16 protein-coding genes are annotated in these 20,607 nt (G+C 62.4%); 5 read left to right on the forward strand and 11 right to left on the reverse strand.

All coding sequences use genetic code 11. The features are described from left to right. Positions 1-151: 151 nt before the first annotated feature. Both mnxG and CD175_RS10275 read right to left on the reverse strand, forming a co-directional pair. Complete coding sequence (gene mnxG / locus CD175_RS10270; RefSeq protein WP_104448799.1) at positions 152-5,977, reverse strand: manganese-oxidizing multicopper oxidase MnxG; 5,826 nt, start codon at positions 5,975-5,977, stop codon at positions 152-154. Positions 5,978-6,184: 207 nt separating this feature from the next. Continuing rightward, positions 6,185-6,793, reverse strand: coding sequence for a lytic transglycosylase domain-containing protein (locus tag CD175_RS10275; RefSeq protein WP_007977214.1), 609 nt, complete (start codon positions 6,791-6,793; stop codon positions 6,185-6,187). A 216-nt stretch (positions 6,794-7,009) separates the two neighbouring features. Here CD175_RS10275 and gspG point away from each other — a divergent pair, with 216 nt between their 5' ends. The 3 genes from gspG (at position 7,010) to CD175_RS31050 (ending at position 9,441) form a co-directional block, all read left to right on the forward strand. Then, positions 7,010-7,444 (forward strand): type II secretion system major pseudopilin GspG, encoded by a 435-nt coding sequence (gspG, locus tag CD175_RS10280; RefSeq protein WP_104448800.1) that lies wholly within the window; start codon positions 7,010-7,012, stop codon positions 7,442-7,444. Between the two features lie 14 nt (positions 7,445-7,458). After that, positions 7,459-8,646 (forward strand): type II secretion system F family protein, encoded by a 1,188-nt coding sequence (locus CD175_RS10285; RefSeq protein WP_104448858.1) that lies wholly within the window; start codon positions 7,459-7,461, stop codon positions 8,644-8,646. Positions 8,647-8,802: 156 nt separating this feature from the next. Beyond that, entirely contained in the window at positions 8,803-9,441 is a 639-nt protein-coding gene (locus CD175_RS31050) for a hypothetical protein (protein ID WP_146094567.1), read from the forward strand. 151 nt (positions 9,442-9,592) lie between these two features. Here CD175_RS31050 and CD175_RS10295 read toward each other — a convergent pair whose 3' ends face one another. Continuing rightward, the gene (locus tag CD175_RS10295; protein WP_104448802.1) at positions 9,593-10,489 is read right to left on the reverse strand and encodes a LysR family transcriptional regulator; all 897 of its coding nucleotides are present in this window, start codon (positions 10,487-10,489) and stop codon (positions 9,593-9,595) included. Positions 10,490-10,640: 151 nt separating this feature from the next. Here CD175_RS10295 and CD175_RS10300 point away from each other — a divergent pair, with 151 nt between their 5' ends. Then, positions 10,641-12,068 (forward strand): mechanosensitive ion channel family protein, encoded by a 1,428-nt coding sequence (locus tag CD175_RS10300; RefSeq protein ID WP_104448803.1) that lies wholly within the window; start codon positions 10,641-10,643, stop codon positions 12,066-12,068. A 121-nt stretch (positions 12,069-12,189) separates the two neighbouring features. On the opposite strand, the gene ycaC is transcribed toward CD175_RS10300, so the two are convergent. The 6 genes from ycaC to CD175_RS10340 form a co-directional block, all read right to left on the reverse strand. Continuing rightward, a complete protein-coding gene (gene ycaC / locus CD175_RS10310; protein ID WP_007977200.1) occupies positions 12,190-12,816 on the reverse strand; it encodes an isochorismate family cysteine hydrolase YcaC in 627 nt (208 codons plus the stop codon). A 69-nt stretch (positions 12,817-12,885) separates the two neighbouring features. Further along, entirely contained in the window at positions 12,886-14,724 is a 1,839-nt protein-coding gene (locus CD175_RS10315; RefSeq protein WP_007977198.1) for an amidohydrolase, read from the reverse strand. Continuing rightward, positions 14,724-15,332, reverse strand: a complete 609-nt coding sequence (locus CD175_RS10320; protein ID WP_104448804.1) for an antibiotic biosynthesis monooxygenase — start codon at positions 15,330-15,332, stop codon at positions 14,724-14,726. Before CD175_RS10320 ends, CD175_RS10315 begins: the two co-directional genes overlap by 1 nt. Continuing rightward, positions 15,325-15,741: a DoxX family protein gene (locus CD175_RS10325; RefSeq protein WP_104448805.1), complete on the reverse strand. Its 417-nt coding sequence runs from the start codon at positions 15,739-15,741 to the stop codon at positions 15,325-15,327. The genes CD175_RS10320 and CD175_RS10325 overlap by 8 nt, the downstream gene beginning before the upstream one ends. A 192-nt stretch (positions 15,742-15,933) precedes the next feature. Further along, on the reverse strand, positions 15,934-16,200 hold the full coding sequence (locus tag CD175_RS10330; protein ID WP_104448806.1) for a DUF6124 family protein: 267 nt from the start codon (positions 16,198-16,200) through the stop codon (positions 15,934-15,936). 1,190 nt (positions 16,201-17,390) lie between these two features. Next, positions 17,391-18,308, reverse strand: a complete 918-nt coding sequence (locus tag CD175_RS10340) for a LysR family transcriptional regulator (RefSeq protein ID WP_104448807.1) — start codon at positions 18,306-18,308, stop codon at positions 17,391-17,393. A 158-nt stretch (positions 18,309-18,466) separates the two neighbouring features. Between CD175_RS10340 and CD175_RS10345 the strand changes: the two genes are divergently transcribed. Beyond that, positions 18,467-18,910 carry a helix-turn-helix domain-containing protein gene (locus CD175_RS10345; RefSeq protein WP_104448808.1) on the forward strand — a complete coding sequence of 148 codons (444 nt, stop codon included), beginning with the start codon at positions 18,467-18,469 and terminating at the stop codon, positions 18,908-18,910. A 36-nt stretch (positions 18,911-18,946) separates the two neighbouring features. Here the strand turns inward: CD175_RS10345 and CD175_RS10350 are convergent, their stop codons facing one another. Continuing rightward, on the reverse strand, positions 18,947-19,771 hold the full coding sequence (locus CD175_RS10350) for an alpha/beta fold hydrolase (RefSeq protein WP_104448809.1): 825 nt from the start codon (positions 19,769-19,771) through the stop codon (positions 18,947-18,949). A 35-nt stretch (positions 19,772-19,806) separates the two neighbouring features. Beyond that, positions 19,807-20,382 carry a flavodoxin family protein gene (locus tag CD175_RS10355; RefSeq protein ID WP_104448810.1) on the reverse strand — a complete coding sequence of 192 codons (576 nt, stop codon included), beginning with the start codon at positions 20,380-20,382 and terminating at the stop codon, positions 19,807-19,809. Positions 20,383-20,607: the final 225 nt, after the last annotated feature.

Consider the following 20,607-nt stretch of genomic DNA (forward strand, 5'->3'; position numbering starts at 1 on the left):
ATTCCTCTATACAGATCTATGTCTGCCTTGCATGCCCCTGGTGGGAGCGAGCCTGCTCGCGATGGCGTCATTCGCCGCACCACACAAAACCGAGGTGATGCCTTCGCGAGCAGGCTCGCTCCCACAGGGGTGATGCTTTACAACCCCTTTCCTACGGTGTTGGTGCCGTTGTCGGCGCCGGTTCATTCGTGACCCGCAGCAAGCCCCACAGACCGGCGGTGTTGCCGAAGGACGCGTTGTCACGGAACAGGTAATCCCCGGCAATCGCATTGCTGCCACCGGCGCTCGGGTGCATGGCGCTGAAGTGGGCGGCCGGCAGCACGCTTTCGCGGGCGCCGATGTACATCGACATCGGGTTCAGGCCGAACCGCACCGAACCGACGCCGGGGGCGCCCATCGGATAGCCGTATTCATCGCTCTTCTCCGACAGGTACGGGTTGACCGACCAGAGGTGACCGTCGAGCTGGAAGGTCGAGCCGCGACTGCCGCCGGTCGGCATCAGCACATGGGTGCGGAACGGCTGCCCGGGTTTCACGTAGAACACCGGCGTTTGCGGATCGCCGCCCACCAACGCGTTGCTGTAGGCCATGTGGGCGTTGGGCACGTCACCGTAGCCAGCGCCGCCCGCGCGGCCGAACGGTGCATCCGGAGCGAGGCCGAAGCGATACCACAGGGGCTCGGTCTTGTAGTTGATGGCCATGCCGGCGTTGTCCTTCGGATCGTTCGGCACGCCCATGCCTTCCGAGGCGATGCCTTCCACCGGCCGTCCACTCGCCCAGCGCAGGTTCAAGGCACGCTGCCAGACCATCGCGAAGTCGCGGTAAACCGCCTGCCCCGTCGCCGTGACCGTGGCCGATGCACGCTTGGCGTCCTCGACCCAGGTGGCGCCGGCCGGCAGCACACTCATTGCACCGCCAAGGCCTTTTTGCGGCTGCTTGATCACATCCGCCGGGGTGAAATTCAAGCCGCCGAACTCCACCGCCGTGGCGTTGATGTTGTCGACGTTGCGGCCCAGTTGAGTCACCGGTTTGCCTTCACGCTCCAGGTGCCCGGCGTAGTACTGATAGGTACGGGTCGGGTAGGCACCGCTGTTGCCGACCCGCGGTGGCACGGTCTGGATCGGGTTGACGCCGACGTTGGCACCGTCGGATTTGGTGATGTCGTAGGCCAGCAATTGCGCATGCAGGCCGACATGGCTGGAGGGCCGCAGCAGGTTGTTGTTGAAGGTGGTCGAACCATTGCCGTCATTGCGATTGCGCTTGACCAGCCCCTGCAGGATGGCGGTCTGCGCCAGGTCAGGCATTACGCTCGGCAGACGGTTCTCCAGGGTGATGTTGATGCAGTCCCCGGCCGCTGCGCGCAGCACCAGCGGTTCGACAGGCACGCCCGGCTTGAGCTTGCCGGTGGTCAGGTCGAGGTCGGCCTTGCGCACGTACAGGACCGCCGTCGGGTCATGGATCGGCCCGCTCTGGCCACCGATGGTGATGGTTTCGCCATCCTCGGGATCGGTCACCGTCACCCTCGGAATGCTCACGGTCCGCGAGTTGAACACCAGGGTGCCGCCCGCCGGATTCAACGGCCCGCCGACATGCTGGCCGAGCCCCTCGGGGTCGCCGATCGACAACCCCAGCGGATTGCTCAGGATGTCGTTGGCCAGCGCCGCCACGACCTCGTAGTTGCGCTGCACGGTCGGCCTGGTACCGATGCCGTTCGGGTTGGCGCTGATCCGTGGACAGGTGCCGTCAAACGCCACGGTGTTGCGCATGCCCGCCGGTTTCGGGTTGTTCGGCAGCGCGAACAGGTCGTTGCGTTGCGCGGTGTAGTTGCGCATCACGCCCCAGATGCCGTTCCAGTAGCCTTCGATCGAGGCGTCCATCGAGTACAGGTAGTCACCCGTGGTCGCCGCGGAACTGGAGAGCATCGACAGCGGCGCAATAAAGCCCATCTGCTCGGAAATCCCGACCATTTGCGAAGCACGCCAGCCCGAGTTGGAGCTGTTGCCATAGCCGGTGCCGCTTTGCAGCCACTTCACACCGTGCAGGGTGACGTTGTGCTCCTCTTCATGGCCGCCGGCATGCACCCGCAACCGCACGTTGTCGCCAGTGTAGGTGCGCAACATCGGTGTGAACGGGTCGCCCGGTTCCGCACCGCCACGGTTGATGTGTGGCGGGAACCGCGTAGTGCCGCCGGTCGGGCCAGTGGCCGAAGTCACCAGGTTCGGCGCCAGGTTCATCGCAGGGATCGCACGGTCGGTACGGCTTTGCATGGCAAACGACAGGTCGCCGCCGAGGCCGTCGGCCTGCATGCCGCGCTTGCCGTCCGGGCCGACCTTGTTCGGGTCGAACACCCGCAGGCCCAGGGGTTCGTTGCGGTAATTGACCACGAACATGCCGGGGTCATCCACCGAGATCGCTTGCGGACATGGCCGGCTCGGGCAGCCTGGCTTGATGCCGCCACGGGCCTCGACTACCGACTCGAGCAGGTTGCCGGCGTTGTTGCGCACGGGCGGGTTGATCGCATAGCGGAAGCTGTCGGATGTCGCCGGGAACGCCTGCGGATTGGGCACGCCATTGGGGCCGGCGCCGACGTACACACCGGCTTCGTAGGCGTGCTGGAAGTCGCTGTACTCCAGGAAGAACTCACGGAAGCTATCGTTCTTGCCGTCGTTGTCCAGGTCACCGGTCGATATCACCGCCTGCCATGAAGTCGGCCCGCCGTCCGAGCGCGCGCCGCTGTACAACGGCTCGCCCGTTTCGGCGTGGAACCAGGTGGAACCGGCGGGTTCGGCCAGCACGGTGGCGTACAGGCCGATCTGTTGGTGAGTCGATGGGCCAAGGTGATCGTGGGTGAAAATGGTCCCCAGGCCACGGTCGACACCCTTGGTGTTGATCACCGGATCGATGAACCAGCGCTGCATCGCCGTGCGCGCGCCCATCCAGTCCGCCCGGCCATATTGACCAAAGAACGGATGCGCCTTGGCCACCGGGCAGGCGGGCGTGCCGTCACGCGGGTCGGTGCCCTGGCACTGGTTGAACGCGCGGATGGCATGGATGCGTTCCACCACGGCACCCGGGGAAAGCACGCCGTCCTCGTAGTTCCAGCCGTTGGACGAACCATCGGCGGACGTCAGGTCCCACTTCGGCAAGTGAATGTGCTGGCCGATCACATCGGTCGGGGTGCGCACCTGATAGTCGTCCATCTCATAGGTGGCCGGCACCAGGTTGGTTTGCTGGTACTGCACGCAGTCGAAGGTGTTCATGCGCATCACCAGCGGTTCCGGCGGACGCTGCTTGGTGATCACCGGCCAGGCGTCTTCCCACAAAGCCAGGATGCGCGCCTGCGGGAAGTGGTAGCCGACCTTGTTGTACACCGCGTCGAACTGGATGTTGGCCGCCTTGTAGATGCGCGGGCGGTCGGCGGTGAAGGTCGAGGAGCCAGTAAAGGACATGCCGTCGATGCGCTCGCCGCTATGGTATTCACCGCTGCCGGCACTGCTGGTCAGGCGTTTGGCCCGATCATCCATGCAGGGCTCGTAGAACGGCGCACCGGCAATCGGCAAGGCGCCATTGGTGCGGAAGTTGCGCGCAACCACCTGTTTACCCGGCAGCACGGCAAAACTGGGGTGGTCCTTTTTGGCGTGGAAGGCCATGGCCGCCTGTTCGACTTCGGTCCCCTCTTCCGGCAGGTAAATCGGTTTGGCCCGCTTCACTTCCTTGGAGAAGTCCAGCGAGGTGGTCACCGTGTGCGCCTCGCCACCGGCAGACACGCCGTCCAGCGCATGGCGCCCCAGGCCACCGTCCCAGCCACCGGACTGGTTCGGGTCGAGGTTGGCCCACAGGCTGTTGCCGCTGGTTTTCAGCGCCTGGGCCTTGGCCGCGTCGAGCATGTCCAGCGGTGGGGTTGGCGGGCGTTGGCCGACCGAACTTTCCATGCCGCCGATCCAGAAGGGGAAACCGGGATTTTTCAGGCTACCGTCGGCGTTGCGGTTGGCTTCGCTGCGATCGACCAGCGCCAGCGAGCCGATGGCCTGGGTACCGCCCCCGCCCCCGTGATGCTCGTTGTCATCCTCGTCATCGTCGTCGCCAGCGGCTATCAGGGTCTGGCCGACTTTCGGCACGACGACGACCTTGCCCGGCATCGGAGCCATGGCTTTGCCGGGCAGCGGCACGACCGCCGGGATCGGCGTACCGGCGATGATTTCGCCATCGGGCAAGGCCCGCGCACCGGCCGCCGGTTTGCCGTTGCGCAGCGCATAGGGTTGTTTGTGGAAGCCATCTGCACCTTGCTGGGACACCTCGAGCCGGGTGCCTTCTTCGAACACATCGTGCACCCGCCACATGGCCCACATGCCCTGGGCGAAGTGCGGGTAAAAGTGGCAGTGGTAGATCGCATCGCCCGCTACGCGGTTACGGTTACCCGAACCACCGTTGGCGATTTCATAGGTGTAGCCGGAGCCCGGGCCTATGCCCTGGGCGTCCAGGTAATCGGTGTTGTCATCGTTCGGGTTGTACAGCCATTGATGCCCGTGCAGGTGGAAGATGTGGTGTTCGTAGCCGTTGTGGGTGTTGCGGAACTTGACGAAGTCACCGATGTAGCTGTGATTGACGTTGGACGGCTCCGACGGATAGAGCGCCATGGTCGCCTTGACCCCGACCTGATCGGCACGCGGCACTTCGCCCGGGCGAATGTTTTCCAGGCCGGCGTTGGCCGGTACGTCCACCAGCATCGCCACGTCGCCCACGGTGTGCGAGCTGAGGAAAAACTCTTCATAGGCGCAGGACAGGCAATCGTGCATCGGCCCCACGCCCAGGCGGTTGGCGACCACTTCGGCGCCCATGCCGCCGGAGCCGTAGTTGATCATGAAGGAGTCACGGGTCGGCTCCAGCACATGGCCCATCACCGGGTCTGCAAAGTACGCCGGGAAAGCTTGGGTGACGGCGGTTTCATCCTGGAACTGCGAAGCGAAATCGCGGAACGGCTCCAGTCGGTTCGGCAGCGCCGGATTGCGTTTGCCCATGGCTTCCAGCGGATAGGTCGATGGCGGGAAGCTGCCGTCAGCGTTGCTGCCCATCACGATCGCATCGCTTTCGCCGGAAATGATCTCACTGCCGTCCACCATATTGATGATCGGCGTACCGGCCTTGCCTTCGCGAATCCACGGCTCGCGCTGCGGGTAGCGCGCCTGGTAATCGACGATTGGCTGGCCGGCCGGCGTACGCCCGGTGCTGGCCAGGCGCATCTCTTCTTCGGTCAGGGTGTTGCGGTAAGTGCGCCCCCCCTTGGGCACGACCACGACCTGGGCGAACAGCCCGTTGGCGTTGTTGCCCGCAGCGCCCTCGCCACCGAAGGTCGCGCCACGGCTGCTGACATCGAACGCGCCTTCGCGCTCGGCGTACAACGTGTAGGAACGGCTGCTGCCGGGGGCGACGAGGCTGTTGGCGTTGCGCCCGGTATAGGAGGCGATGTCATCGATGCTGTTGACGGCCTGCAGGCCGTTGACCTGGAAACCGACATGACGGTCGGCCACTTGTTCATCGGCCTTGAAGTCTTCGGCATTGCCGGCCTGGCCACCCTCTTCCTCGCCCTCTTGCTCAAACGCTTCATGACTGCCCGGGTTGGCCTGATAGGCCAGCAGGTTCTGCAGATTAACGGTCAGGCAATCGCCGGCAGCCACGCGCAACACCAGCGGACGCGGACGCTTGTCGGGCCGCAGGGAAACCTTGCCCGGCACCGCTGCGCCCCCTTGGGCGAGGGAAATGTCACGGTCATCGACCACATCGCGACGCAGGGCGAACATCATGCCGTTGACGTTTTGCGCACCCAGGCGGTTGAACATCAGCGGCTGATCGAACGCCACGACGTTGGCCACCAGGTTGCGCTCGCAACGTGCAGCTGCGCTGGCTATCTCGATACCGAGCATCGAAGTCACCAACAACAGCAAATTAATCAGGGACGGGGCGTGGGATATGCCTACCATGGTCTCGGGCCTCGCTACGGGTTTGCAGGGAAAACTTCACGACAAATCGTCGAGAGCAATCCGCATGCCACAAAAAATAACGTTATTATTCAGTAAGTTATAACTACTACTTAATAATCCGGGGGGGATATTCCCCACCCGATCCCCCACTTTTTCGTCGGGGCCACTATTCCCCACTATTGGGGAAAATCGCCCCCGGGGTTTCGATCACAGCGGCGCATCCGCGGACAACCCCTGCAAACGCCGATACTGGTTCAGCACGTTGGGCACATAACGCTGGGTTTCGGCGAACGGCGGGACCACGTTGCCGCGGCTGAGCACCGCTTGCGGGCCGGCGTTGTAGGCCGCCACGGCGAGGCGGATATCGTTGTCGAACATCGTCATCAGGCGCTTGAGATAGCGGGCGCCGCCCTGGATGTTGGCCTTGGGGTCGTAGACGTTGGTCACGCCCATTTCGCGGGCGGTGTCGGGCATCAACTGCATCAGTCCGCGAGCGCCCTTGGGTGAGGTAGCGCGGGCGTTGTAGCTCGACTCGGTCTTGATCACTGCGTGCAGCAGCGCCGCCGGCAGTTCGTTGGCCGTGGCCGCCGCCGCCACCAGTTCGGCGTAGGGTTGCGCGGCGATCATCTGCGGTTGCTGGTCGAGGCTGACGACCGGCGCATCGGGCTCACGGATCACCCGTTCATAGTGGCGTCCGGGGCGGTGGACATTGGACAGGACGTAGCTGCCATTGGCGTCCACGGAAACAAACACATCGGCCTGTGCGGCGCCGGTCAAGACCAGCAGACCCAGCAATCCGGTGGTGAGTGATTTCATTATTAGACCTCCCCTTCCCGGCCCCGAAAAATGGGGGTATTGCCCCAATGGCCAGTCGTGCAACAGCCATACGCAAGCACTGTGCCGTAAGTGAGAAGGCCCGTAGCACGGGGGGTGCAGAAGGATCAGCGAGCATGAGCATGGCAATTGCATGCTGTTGAAGGACAACAACTACATGGCAACTGGCAACACTGCTGCCTACCGTGCGAGGTCATCATGAATCAGCATCTGCGTTATGCCCGGCGAACCCAAAGCGGGTTCACCCTGCTCGAACTGTTGGTGGTGCTGGTGGTGCTGGGGCTGTTGGCCGGCATCGTCGCACCGAAGTATTTCGCCCAACTGGGCCGTTCCGAAGTGAAAGTGGCCAAGGCCCAAATAGAAGGCTTGAGCAAAGCCCTGGACATTTACCGCCTGGAGGTCGGCCATTACCCGTCGACCGAACAGGGTTTGCAGGCGCTGGTCACGGCCCCCGCCGACGAACCGCGCTGGACCGGCCCGTACCTGCAGAAAAAGCTCCCCCAGGACCCTTGGGGCCACAACTACAACTATCGCTATCCCGGTGAAAACAGCGAGTACGACCTGTTGTCCATGGGCAAGGACGGGCAACCTGGCGGCGAAGGCGAGAACGCCGAAGTCACCAACTGGAACTGACGAATATGGCGACCATGCGCTTTCATCTCAAAGCCGTCGGCAAAGCCGGTGTCGTCTCAATGACCGTCGATGCGCCGGGGCAAAGCGAAGCCAGGCGCATCGCCGAGGACCAGGGCCTGCGGGTGGTCAGCCTGCACGCCGAGCGACATTGGCGCTCGTTGCGCCTGCAAAGGCGCGAGACGTTCAACCTGGTGTTGTTCAGCCAGGAGCTGACCACCTTGCTCAACGCCGGCCTGCCGTTGATCGATGCGCTGGAAAGCCTGGCGGAAAAGGAAAACGCGCCACAAGCCCGCAAAACCCTGAGCGAGCTGGTGCGCCTGCTTTACGAGGGCAAATCGTTTTCCCAGGCCCTGGGCCAGTTGTCGGCCGTTTTCCCGCCTTTGTACGTGGCGCTGGTGCAGTCCAGCGAGAAGACCGGCGCCGTCGGCGATGCCCTGGGCCGATATGTCAGCTATCGACAGCGCATGGACGAGGTTCGTCAGAAGATCATCAGCGCGTCGATCTACCCCATGCTGTTGCTGGTAGTGGGCGGCGGCGTGGTGTTGTTCTTGATGGGCTACGTCGTGCCGCGCTTCAGCCTGGTGTTCGAAGGGCTGGGGTCGAACCTGCCGTGGTTGTCGCAGATCCTGATGAGCAGCGGCATGTTCCTTCACGCCCACCAGGGCGAATTCTTCGGTGGCTTGCTGGCCATCATCGTCGCCCTCGTCCTGCTCAAGCGCCAACCGGCCTTTCGTCGGGGGTTGGACCGCGTGATCGAGAAACTCCCCGCGGTGCACCAGCGCATCTTCATGTACGAGCTGGCACGCTTCTACCGTTCCCTGGGCATTCTGCTGCAAGGCGGCATTCCCCTCGTCACCGCCATGGGTATGGTCCGCAACCTACTCACCGTCGCCTCCCGCGGCCGGCTGGACCAGGCCTGCGAACGGGTGCGTGAAGGGCAATCGTTGTCCACCGCGCTGGAACTCAATCAACTGGTGACCCCCGTGTCCCTGCGCCTGCTGCGCGCCGGTGAACAGTCCGGCAATCTCGGGCAGATGATGGAGCGCAGCGCCGACTTCTACGACGAAGAAATCAGCCGCTGGATCGAATGGTTTGTGCGGCTGTTCGAACCCTTGCTCATGACCTTCATCGGCCTGTTGATCGGGGTGATCGTGATCCTGATGTACATCCCGATCTTCGAACTGGCCTCGAGTATTCACTGACTTTTGGAACAGGGCCGCGCTGTCCGTTGCATTTCTTCAACCACCCAACTGAATAAATCACCCCGCCGGGGTGTTTAACAGGTTCCCATGGGAAAAAAGCAGCACGTTGCAAGCTTCATCAACGTTCCAGGCTCAAACAAGAAGACGGAGAACGACATGCACATCAATAAGCTTTTACTGGCAGTAGCTATTGGCGCGGTTCTGTCGGCGTCTACCGTACTGATTCCGGACAACCTGTCCGGGGTATCCAGTGCTCAGGCCAAGGATGGGGGTAGTGGCGGTGGCGGTGGCGGTGGTGGCAATGGAGGTGGTGGCGGTGGCAATGGAGGCGGTGGTGGCGGCAATGGAGGTGGTGGCGGTGGCAATGGAGGCGGTGGTGGCGGCAATGGAGGTGGCGGCGGCGGTAATGGCGGCGGCGGTGGCGGTGGCGGTAGTCACGGCGGAAGCGGCAGTGGTGGCAACGGCGGCAACAGCGGCAACAGCGGCAGCGGCCATAGCGGCGACCATGGCAGCAACAGCGGCCATGGCAGTGCCAACAGTGGTTCGAGTCACTCCGGAACAGCCTCGTCCTCAGGACGCAACGGCACCCATGATGAAGCGGGGGATGACCATGGCGTCCATGCCAATGGCGAGCCCGGCGATGACCGAGGTGTTCATGCCAATGGCGAGCCCGGCGATGACCGTGGCGTTCATGCCAATGGCGAACCCGGCGATGACCGAGGTGTTCATGCCAATGGCGAGCCCGGCGACAACCGTGGTGTCCATGCCCAACCCGGCGATGACAAAAGGACCTGATTCCTACTGATTCCCAAACAACACAAACCCCCTGTGGGAGCGAGCCTGCTCGCGAAGGCGGAGTGTCAGACGACTTCAATGTTGGATGACACGACGCCATCGCGAGCAGGCTCGCTCCCACAGGTTCGTTTGAGACAGGGACTCCGCATTTCTACAAGCCACCCTCAACCCGATCCAGCCGCTCGCGCAAGAACTCAACCAGCGCCTGCACCGGCCGCGAACTCTGACGATGCTGCGGATACACCGCCGATAACGTCAGCGGCTCGGGGCGCAAATCCTCCAGTACCTCCACCAGCCTTCCATCCTTCAACGCCGAGCCGACGATGAACGCCGGCAAATACGTGATCCCCAGGCCGGCGATAGCCGCATCCCTGAGCACCTCGCCGTTGTTGACCCGCATCCGCCCTGTGACGTTGACCGTCAGCGGCTTGCCCTGCCCCGCAAAACGCCATTGCACCTGCCGACCATGGCCGTACGGCAAACAGTCATGACCGTGCAGATCCTCAGGTTTGCGCGGTGTGCCGCGCTCGGCCAGGTACGCGGGGCTTGCGCAGTACACCCGCTGGATCGACGCGATCCGCCGGGCAATCAAGGTCGAGTCCTCGAGCGTGCCGATGCGCAACGCCAGGTCGTATCCCTCACCCAGCAAATCCACAGGCCGATCGCTCAAATCCATCTCCACCGTCACGTCGCGATAGCGCTGCAAAAACACCGGCAACAGGCAGCCCAGATGCGCCAGTGCGAACGACAGCGGAGCGCTCACACGAATGGTCCCGCGTGGCTCGGTGGTCTGGCCGGCGATGCCCTGCTCCACTTGCTCGACTTCGCTGAGCAGGCGCAAGGCTGACTCGTAATAGCTTTGCCCCAGCGGCGTGACATCCAGTCGCCGGGTCGAGCGATTGAGCAGGCGCACGCCCAGGCGCTCTTCGAGTTGCATCAAGCGACGGCTGACAAACTGCTTGGACAGCCCCAATTGATCGGCGGCAGCCGTGAAGCTTCCAGACTCCATCACCTGGCAAAAAATACGCATATCTTCGAAGGGGTTCATTGTCACTTCCTGGTTGACAGTCAAACACTTTATAGCCGCTTTTTCCCTTCCTGGAACACTATTAATCTGCTCCGCACTCAAGCGGGAGCAAGCGCCCTCGCCACAACAACACCCTCCACCTGCGCGACCTCATTTCTACTGGAGCATTCCCATGTCCTTTCTCCTCGGTCACCTGCTCTCCCTGAGCACCCTGCTGCTGGCCATTGACGCCCTGCTCTGGCACCTCGCGCCATTCAAGCATCGCGTCAGCCGGGTCGGTGTGCGCCTGGCGCTGTTTGTGCTGTTCGGCGCGGTGCTCATCAATGCTGGCGTCAGCCCGTTGCAGGCGCCGTTGTTTGGCGATGATCGCGTGGCGCAACTGGGGGCCACGGCGCTGGGGATTCTCTGGTGGCTGTACGCGGCGCGGGTGCTCACCGAAGTGATCGGCCTGGCCCTGATACGGCGCATCGGCCACAGCGGCAGGCTGTTGCAGGATGTCATCGGCGCACTGGTGTTCCTGATTGCGGTAGTGGCCGCCGCCGGCTACGTGCTGGAACTGCCCGTGAAAGGTTTGCTGGCGACCTCCGGCGTCGTCGCCATCGTAGTGGGCCTGGCATTGCAGAGCACCTTGAGCGACGTGTTCTCCGGCATCGTGCTCAACACCACCAAGCCGTACCAGGTCGATGACCGGGTTTCCATCGACGGTATTGAAGGCAAGGTGCTGGACATCGACTGGCGTGCCACCCACCTGCTGACCAGCGCCGGCAGCACCGCGGTAGTGCCGAACTCGGTGGCGGCCAAGGCAAAGATCGTCAACCTCAGCCGCCCGTTCAACATGCACGGCGTGTCGATCAGCATTCAGGTACCCAACCACATTCGCCCGCGTCGGGTACTCGATGCCCTGGACCGTACTCTTCAGGGCAGCAGCAGTCTGCTCCTCGATCCGGCGCCGAAAGCCGTGCTCAAGGAGGCCGGCGAAACCATGTCCGAATACGTGGCCAGCGGCTTCATCGCCGAATTGGGCAAAAAGGGTGAAGTGCGCAATCAACTGTTCGACTTGGCCCATCGGCACCTCGAAGCGGCAGGCATTTCCCGGCAACCCGATGGCGTGATCGAGCCGTCGACCCGCGCACGGGCACTGCTCGACGAAGTGAAGATCTTCCGCTCCCTGAGCGCCGAGGAACGGGATCGCCTGGCCCAGAACATGGTGGCGCAGCAATACGCGGCCGGTGATGTGGTGCTGGACCTGGAGGAAGTACCGGACAGTCTGTTCGTCATCGCCACCGGCGTGGTCAGCGCCACTGTCCCCGACGGCAGCACGCAGATCGAAGCCGGGCGCATGGGGCCGAGTGAAGTCATGGGCGAACAAAGCATCCTCGCCGATACGCCGTCCCAGGCACGGTTCACCGCCATGACCTCAAGCATCATCTACCGCCTCGACAAATCCCTGACCCGCAATTGCATGGCGCAACGTCGGGAGGTCGATCGGGCGTTGAACAAGCTGCAAGCGGTGCGCCAGCAGAACAGCCGGATGGCGTTGATGGCCAAACCGGTGGCGGTCAGGAAAGGTGGTTTTTTGGGGTGGTTGCAGAGTCGATAAGCGGATGTGAACACAAAACCCTGTGGGAGCGAGCTTGCTCGCGATAGCTTTCTGTCAGTCAACACATGTGTCGACTGATACGCCGCCATCGCGAGCAAGCTCGCTCCCACAGGTGTACGTCTTACTTGGCCGTGAATTTCATGTAGCTGTTGATCAGGTTGCGATAGTTCGGCAGGCGTTCCGACAGCAGGTTGGCCAGGCCTTCCATGTCATTGCGCCAGTCGCCTTGCAGCTCGCAGGCCACGGAGAACCAGTTCAGCAGGTGTGCACCGGCGGCCGACATGCGCGCCCAAGCCGCTTGTTGCACGGTGGTGTTGAAGGTGCCGGAAGCGTCGGTCACCACAAACACCTCAAAGCCTTCGGCAATGGCCGACAGGGTCGGGAACGCCACGCACACGTCGGTCACCACACCAGCAATGATCAGTTGCTTGCGACCGGTGGCCTTGATCGCCTTGACGAAGTCTTCGTTGTCCCAGGCGTTGATCTGGCCCGGGCGGGCAATGAACGGCGCGTCCGGGAACTGCGCCTTGAGCTCCGGCACGATCGGGCCGTTCGGACCGCTGTCGAAACTGGTGGTGAGGATGGTCGGCAGTTTGAAGAACTTGGCGATGTCGCCCAGCGCCAGCACGTTGTTCTTGAACTCGTTGGGCGAGAAATCCTGCACCAGCGAGATCAGACCGGTCTGGTGGTCGACCAGCAATACCACGGCATCGTCTTTGTTCAGGCGTTTGTACGGAACGTTGCTCATTGGAAGCTCCTTGATGGATGGTTGTTGCATACCGCGCCGCCCTGTTGGGTCGGCGCTTTTTTGAGTTTGTCAGAAGGCAAAACACGAGCAGCCAAAGGCGCCCCAGAAACCGGCGAAATCGCTGACCGGCGCGTTCGACAGGCGTGCCCGCTCATGGCTGTGGGAATGCACCGCACAGGGCCCGCTGCAGTGGTGAACCTGGGCCTGCATCGGCGACGTCGGGCGCCAGTGGCCCGGCACCTTCACCACCGGCGACCAGTCCGGCAGCACCGGCACGCTGGCCGGCCCGAGCTTCTCGAAGTCACCGGCGCCGTACACCACTTTGCCGCCGACCACGGTCAGTACCGACTCGATCCACTTGATCGCCTCTTCATCGACGCTGAAGAAGTCCGCACTGAGGGCGGCGACGTCGGCCAGTTGCCCGACCTTGATCTGGCCTTTCTTGCCTTGCTCCGACGAGAACCAGGCGCTGCCATGGGTGAACAGTTCCAGCGCCGTCAGGCGCGACAGGCCTTCGGCGTGCAACTCCATGCCACCGACGGTGCGGCCGCTGACCATCCAGTACAGCGAAGTCCACGGGTTGTAACTCGATACCCGCGTGGCGTCGGTGCCGGCACCGACCGGTACACCCTCGGCCAGCATGCGCTTGATCGGAGGCGTCGCTTCGGCCGCTTTCGCGCCGTACCGCTCGACGAAATACTCGCCCTGGAACGCCATGCGATCCTGAATCGCGATGCCGCCGCCCAGCGCCCTCACCCGCTCGATGTTCTGCGGGGTGATGGTTTCGGCGTGGTCGAAAAACCACGGCAATCCGTTGAACGGAATGTCGCGGTTGACCTTCTCGAACACGTCGAGCATGCGGCTGATGGATTCGTTGTAGGTCGCGTGCAAACGGAACGGCCAGCGTTGCTCGACGAGGTGACGCACCACCGGTTCCAGTTCGGCTTCCATGGTTTGCGGCAGGTCCGGGCGCGGCTCGAGGAAGTCTTCGAAGTCCGCCGCCGAGAACACCAGCATTTCCCCGGCGCCGTTGTGCCGCAGGTAATCGTCACCCTGGTGCAGCTTCACGCTGCCGGTCCAGTTCTTGAAGTCGGTCAGCTCTTCCTTGGGTTTCTGAGTGAACAGGTTGTAGGCAATGCGCACGGTCAGTTGCTCATCCTTCGCCAACTGCTCGATCACTTGGTAATCGTCCGGATAATTCTGGAAACCACCGCCGGCATCGATGGCACTGGTCAGGCCCAGGCGGTTGAGTTCGCGCATGAACTGGCGGGTCGAGTTGACCTGATACTCCAACGGCAGCTTCGGCCCCTTGGCCAGGGTCGAGTACAGAATCATCGCGTTGGGCCGCGCCACCAGCATGCCGGTCGGCTCGCCATTGGCGTCGCGCACGATCTCGCCACCCGGTGGGTTCGGCGTGTCGCGGGTGTAGCCGGCGACACGCAAGGCCGCGCGGTTGAGCAAGGCACGGTCGTACAGGTGCAGCACAAACACCGGGGTGTCCGGTGCCGCCTGGTTGAGTTCGGCCAGGGTCGGCATGCGCTTTTCGGCGAACTGGAATTCGTTCCAGCCACCGACCACCCGCACCCACTGCGGCGTCGGCGTGCGGTCGGCCTGATCCTTGAGCATGCGCAAGGCATCGGCCAGGGACGGTACACCTTCCCAACGCAGTTCAAGGTTGTAGTTCAAGCCACCACGGATCAGGTGCAAGTGCGAGTCGTTGAGCCCGGGAATCACACAGCGGCCCTTGAGGTCGATCACTTGGGTGCTCGAGCCACGCAGGGCCATGGCCTCGGCATCACTGCCCACCGCGACAAAGCGACCGTCGCTGATCGCCACCGCGCTGGCGAGCGGCTTTTCGCGGTCAACGGTATGAAATTGGCCATTGAACAGAATCAGATCGGCGTTCATCACGGTTCCTCGTGCAAAGTAGCGGGAGACAGCCAGGGCGCGAACAGACGCGTCGCCATGGGCATGAAGATGTAAACCACCGAGAGCACGATGGTCAGGGTGATCAGGAACGTGGCCACCACGTAGTTGGAGAGCAAGGCGTTGAGCCGCAACAACGGCCCCCAGAGCAGCGGCACCAGCAAGGTGTGCGGCAGGATCACCAGCAACGTCACCACGGCCTGCTTCCAGCGCGGCGGTGGCGTACCAGCTTCGGCCTGGGGCGAGAACCAGAACTCGTTGACCGGATTGACTTCGGTCTGGTCGCCATCGGCCAGCATCGGCGCGGCTTCGTCGACCAACGCCTGGCGCTGCGGCGAATCGAGCCAGTTCTGCATCGCCTCGGTCGAGCAAAAGCGCAGCACGCAGGTGTAGCTGTCGAGGCCGGCGTTCTTGCCGCGCACCACATCCACACCCAAATGCCCGACGTTCTGCGCGGCCACCTTGACGATGTTGCGCAGCCAGGCTTCATAAGGCGCTTCGAAACCAGCCTTGACCCGGTGCTTGACGATCAGCGTCACCACCTCATCAGGCCCGGGACTGGCCGGCTCACGGCGATAGGATTCAGACATAACGCAAGGCTCCGGCGAAACGGACATTGAGCGCCAGCCGTCCCGGCCCGGCGATGAGAATGCTGGTGAACACGATCAACAACAGCCAGCCGAACTGGCCTTCGAAGAGGGTCCACAGCGGATGCACGAGCAACATCGACACCCACAGCAAAAACAGAATAGGCAAACATGCCAGACGCACCAGCAACCCGCCGACGATCAGCAGCGGGCACACCACCTCGGCGAAGATCGCCAGCATCAGCGTCAGGTTCGCGCCCAGGTGGAAAGGGTCTTCGATGTTCTGCAGCTCGGCACTGTAGTAAAGCAGCTTGGGCAAACCGTGCACCCACAACAGAAAAAACCCGCCGCTGACCCGCAGGAACAGCAGCCCCCAGTCTTGCGCCCGATCATCACGTCGCGAAGTGTCCATGGCCCACCTGCACCAATGAAAAACCACCGGCGTCGATACGCCGGGACTGGATTCGATAGTGCCGGGACGGGGGGAGGAAAAATTGAATGTACGTGCTCTGTTTTGCGGGAAGACCGAGAGCGACCAAACGACATAGTTCCCTGTGGGAGCGAGCTTGCTCCCACAGGTTTATTTATTGTTGCTACTACCGGGTTATTCCTGCGGATCGAGATTATCCAGCGCCCGGTTCACTGCCAGCTCGCCCAACATGATGATCTGCGCAATCCCCAGCAGTGAATTCCGATGCGGGCTTTGCAGAAATCCCGCGAGGTCACTGGCCATGATGCTGGCCGAGGCCAGGGATTCGCAGGCGTGGGCCAACAGGGTTTCGGTGTTGATGTCGGGGGTGATGACAAACATTGTGCTGGGCTTGCGCGGTGAGGCGGGGTCTTTTGGGGGATTCGGGGTGGGTTTGAACATGGTGGAACTCCTTGATCAATGGAGCCGCCACAGGTCGCTGCTAAACGAATTGGGTGGCGGCTGTACGCGGGTTAGCAGACCAGGGATCAAGGAACCCGGCGCACCGAAGTGCCCCACGCACAGCCACCATCATGCAGACCAAAATGATCTTGAGGTGACACTGGCGAGCCTTGAAATTTACCGAGCTGCTAAACCCGATCGCTGAATGGCCAGCGATGCGGAGAACGTTAGAGATCAGGGCCAAGACGCACAAGCCGGCGGATTCTGGCGTAGTTGTAGGCAACGACGCAAGGCGGTGTGGCTTTCAGGAATAGAGGCTGACGGCTTTTAAACAGGGTTGTCGGAACACTGCATTTTCCCTGTAAGAGATTGGTTGGCTGGCAGTCCGCCTTCGCGGGCAGGCTCGCTCCCACAGTTGGACTGGGTACATTCGAAAGAAATTGGTCGGCTGGCAGGCCGCCATCGCGAGCAAGCTCGCTCCCACAGGGATTGGGGACATCTGCAAAAATCAGGTCGGCTGGCAGTCCGCCTTCGCGGGCAAGCCCGCTCCCACAGGGATTGGGGACATCTGCAAAAATCAGGTCGGCTGGCAGACCGCCTTCGCGAGCAGGCTCGCTCCCACAGTTGGACTGGGTACATTCGAAAGAAATTGGTCGGCTGGCAGGCCGCCATCGCGGGCAAGCCCGCTCCCACAGGGTCGAGGTACATCCGCCAGATTCAGGTCGGCCGGTAGGCCGCCTTCGCGAGCAGGCTCGCTCCCACAGAAGAGCAGAGCAAAGGCAGATCGACGTACACCACCGCTCTTCACCACTCAACAGGCCGAGCGTTAGCTCGCCTGCAGCCTTTGATCTTGATCCACCCGCCCCCTCGGAAGGCTGAGCGGAGGTGTTCATCCGGGGATGGGCGCGCAGCGCCGTTCGACGCAGTCGAACTCATTGCATGTAGGTCGAAGCGAAGCCGACCGGAGGGCAATGCCCCCGGATGAATATCGCAGCGAAGGAACCCCGAGCCTAAGCGAGGGGCCGGACGTTCGGGGCGAGCGTTTTTTTGGTTACTTTTTTTAGGCGTTTGTAAAAAAAGTGACTCGCCGTAAGGGCGAAACCATAAGCCGCCGTTACCGCAGCAACGGATATGTACACAACACAAAAAAACTAGATCCTGGTCGGCCCAGAGGCCGCCAAGGTCAACACCTAAGAAACATCCAAAGCCAAAGACATGAACTGCCCAATCCGCCCCCGCAACCACCGCTCCGCCGGATCATTGTCATGCACCCCGCTCCAGGCCATCGACAACTGCGCCGCCTCAATCTCGAACGGCGGATCCTCAGCCCGCAACCCACACCCCTCGACCAACGCACACGCCGCATAATCCGGCACGGTGGCGATCATCTCCGTCCCCGCCAGCAACGCCCGCAACCCACTGAACTGCGGCACCCCCAGCACCACACGACGACTACGCCCGACCTTCGCCAGATCCAGATCGATATTGCCGCTCAAGTCACCGGAAAACGACACCATCGCATGGGGCCGTTCGCAGTATTCATCCAGGGTCAGCGGCCCCGGCCGGGTATCACCGCGCAGCACTTTGCAGGGAATATCGCGCAGCTTCTTGCGCTTGGCATTGGCCGGCAGATCCGTGGTGTAACTGACGCCCACCGAGATCTCCCCCGACGCCAGCAACGCCGGCATCAACAGGTAATTGGCCCGCCGCACAACCACGACGATGCCCGGTGCCTCCTCTTGCAATTGACGCAGCAACGGCGGAAACAAACCGAACTCGGCATCGTCCGACAGCCCGATACGGAATACATCGCAACTGGTCGCCGGATCGAACTCCCTGGCCCGGCTGACCGCACCGGAAATGGTGTCCATCGCCGGCTGCAGCTCCTTGAGAATCGCCAGCGCCCGCGCCGTCGGCTCCATGCCGCGACCGTTGCGCAGCAGCAACGGATCGTCGAACAGATCACGTAGTCGCCCCAGCGCGGCGCTCACCGCCGGTTGACCCATGAACAGTTTTTCCGCGACGCGGGTCAGGTTCTTTTCGAACATCAGCGCCTCGAAAATCACCAGCAGATTCATGTCGACGCGACGCAGATCATTACGGTTCATAGGCACGGTTCCCTTGTGTGTTCGGCCAGGCGCGAGGTTGAGAAGTGTGTCTGACTTTACCCAGGCCGTCCCGCGCTTAACGAGGAATTAACAACGATTAACTCGCAAGCCAGAGCCTTCGGGTCCAAAAATGAAGCCTACCGACTCGGACATTTACCATGGCTCACGTTCAGCAAAATGCCGCGCCCGCGCCATTCACGCCTGTGCCAAAGAAAAGCACCGGCGGCCTCAGCCCGCAGCGCGAACGGCTGGTTAAACAACTGATCCTCGAGCGCCTCGGCGACAGCCTGGAAGTCACTGAACTGGCACAGGCGTGCGCCCTCTCGCGCAGTCATTTCTCCCGCGCCTTCAAGTGCAGCACCGGACTCTCGCCGCAGGACTGGATTCGCCGGCAACGCATAACCCTGGCCAAGCAATTGATCCAGTACACCGACATGAGCCTTACGCAGATCAGCCTCGAGTGCGGCTTCTGCGATCAGGCGCACTTCTGCCACCTCTTCACCCGCAGCGAAGGCATCAATCCGTTTGCCTGGCGCTGTCAGATGGTGCGTGGCCTTAAAAGCAAAAGATCACAGCCTTCGGGCATGCACGCTAGCGTGTAGGAGCTGCCGAAGGCTGCGATCTTTTGATCTGGTTTTTTAACCTTTCAAAAACGCCAACAGGTCTGCATTGAGCTGATCCTTGTGGGTGTCCGTCAGCCCATGAGGGGCGCCCGGGTAAATCTTCAGGGTCGAGCCTTTCACCAGTCTGGCCGAGGAGACACCCGCCGCCTCGTAAGGCACGACCTGATCCGCGTCGCCATGCACCACCAGCGTCGGCATGTCGAACTTCTTCAAGTCTTCGGTGAAGTCGGTTTCCGAGAACGCCTTGATGCAGTCATAAGCATTCTTGTGGCCGGCCAGCATGCCTTGCATCCAGAACCAGTCGATCATGCCCTGGGACGGTTTCGCGCCGGGCTTGTTGAAGCCGAAAAACGGCCCGCTGGCGAGGTCGATGTAGAGCTGAGAGCGGTCGGCCAGCGAGGCCTGGCGGATGCCGTCGAACACTTCTAGTGGCAAGCCACCGGGGTTGGCTTCGGTCTTGAGCATCAGGGGCGGCACCGCGGAAATCAGCCCGGCCTTGGCCACGCGGCCGGTGCCGTGGCGACCGATGTAGCGCGCCACCTCGCCACCGCCGGTGGAGAAGCCAAACAGCACCGCGTCTTGCAGGTCGAGTAGCTCGATCAACTGCGCCAGATCGTCGGCGTAATGGTCCATGTCATTGCCCGACCATGGCTGACTGGAACGCCCATGACCGCGACGGTCGTGGGCGATGACCCGATATCCGTTGTTGGCCAGGAAAATCATCTGCGACTCCCAACTGTCAGCGTTCAGCGGCCAGCCGTGGCTGAAGACAATCGGCTGACCGGTGCCCCAGTCCTTGTAGTAAATCTCGACGCCGTCGCGGGTAGTGAAGGTGCTCATGGGTGATGCCTCCTTAACGAGGGTTGGGGGGTGAATCAAACCGGTAGTTGGTTCAGGCGATCGGCCAGGCGCGCCACCCGCTCGCCCAGATGCGCGGCAGTGCAGCGATCCTCGGGAGGCGGCGCATCGTCGGGGGATTGCTCGACATTCGACTGGGCCATGGCGCCCAGTGAGCTGCCCAGGCGATTGAGTTGGCCGTTGAACGCGCCGGTGCCGGAACGCGCCGGCAGCAGGTCGAGGCCGACCCAGATCATCGAGTGCTGCGCGGCGAACACCGCCATCTGCAGCAAAGTGTTGAGTTTGTCGCCGCACAGGCAGCCGGAATTGGTGAAGCCCGCCGCGAGTTTGTCGCGCCAGGGCTGGGCCAGGTAGAACGCAGCCGTGGCCTCCATGAAGCCCTTGAAAGCTGCCGAGGCGCTGCCCATGTAGGTCGGCGCGCCGAAGATGATGGCGTCGGCGTTGTGCAGCCGCGCCCAGTGCTCGTCCACTTCTTCGACCGGGATCAACTGGCAGGTGCTGCCCAGGTGCCGTTCCACACCCGCGGCCACGGCTTCGGCCATGACCCGGGTGTGCCCGTAGCCACTGTGATAGACCACCACCACGTTGCTCATTGCTCTGTCCTTTGTGGGAGCGAGCCTGCTCGCGAAAGCGCTGTGTCAGTCACCGCATAGACTGGATGTGACATTGCCTTCGCGAGCAGGCTCGCTCCCACATCGAGCTGCTCGCGGCTGACTGACATTTCATCCCTGCCTTCAGTGGAAGTTGAAGAAGGAGAGTTTTGGGCGTAGACCGGGCGCGCGACGAGTTAAACGTTGTTAATTTTCCTTGGCGCGCAA

The sequence above is a fragment of the Pseudomonas laurylsulfatiphila genome (assembly GCF_002934665.1).
Classification (GTDB): domain Bacteria; phylum Pseudomonadota; class Gammaproteobacteria; order Pseudomonadales; family Pseudomonadaceae; genus Aquipseudomonas; species Aquipseudomonas laurylsulfatiphila.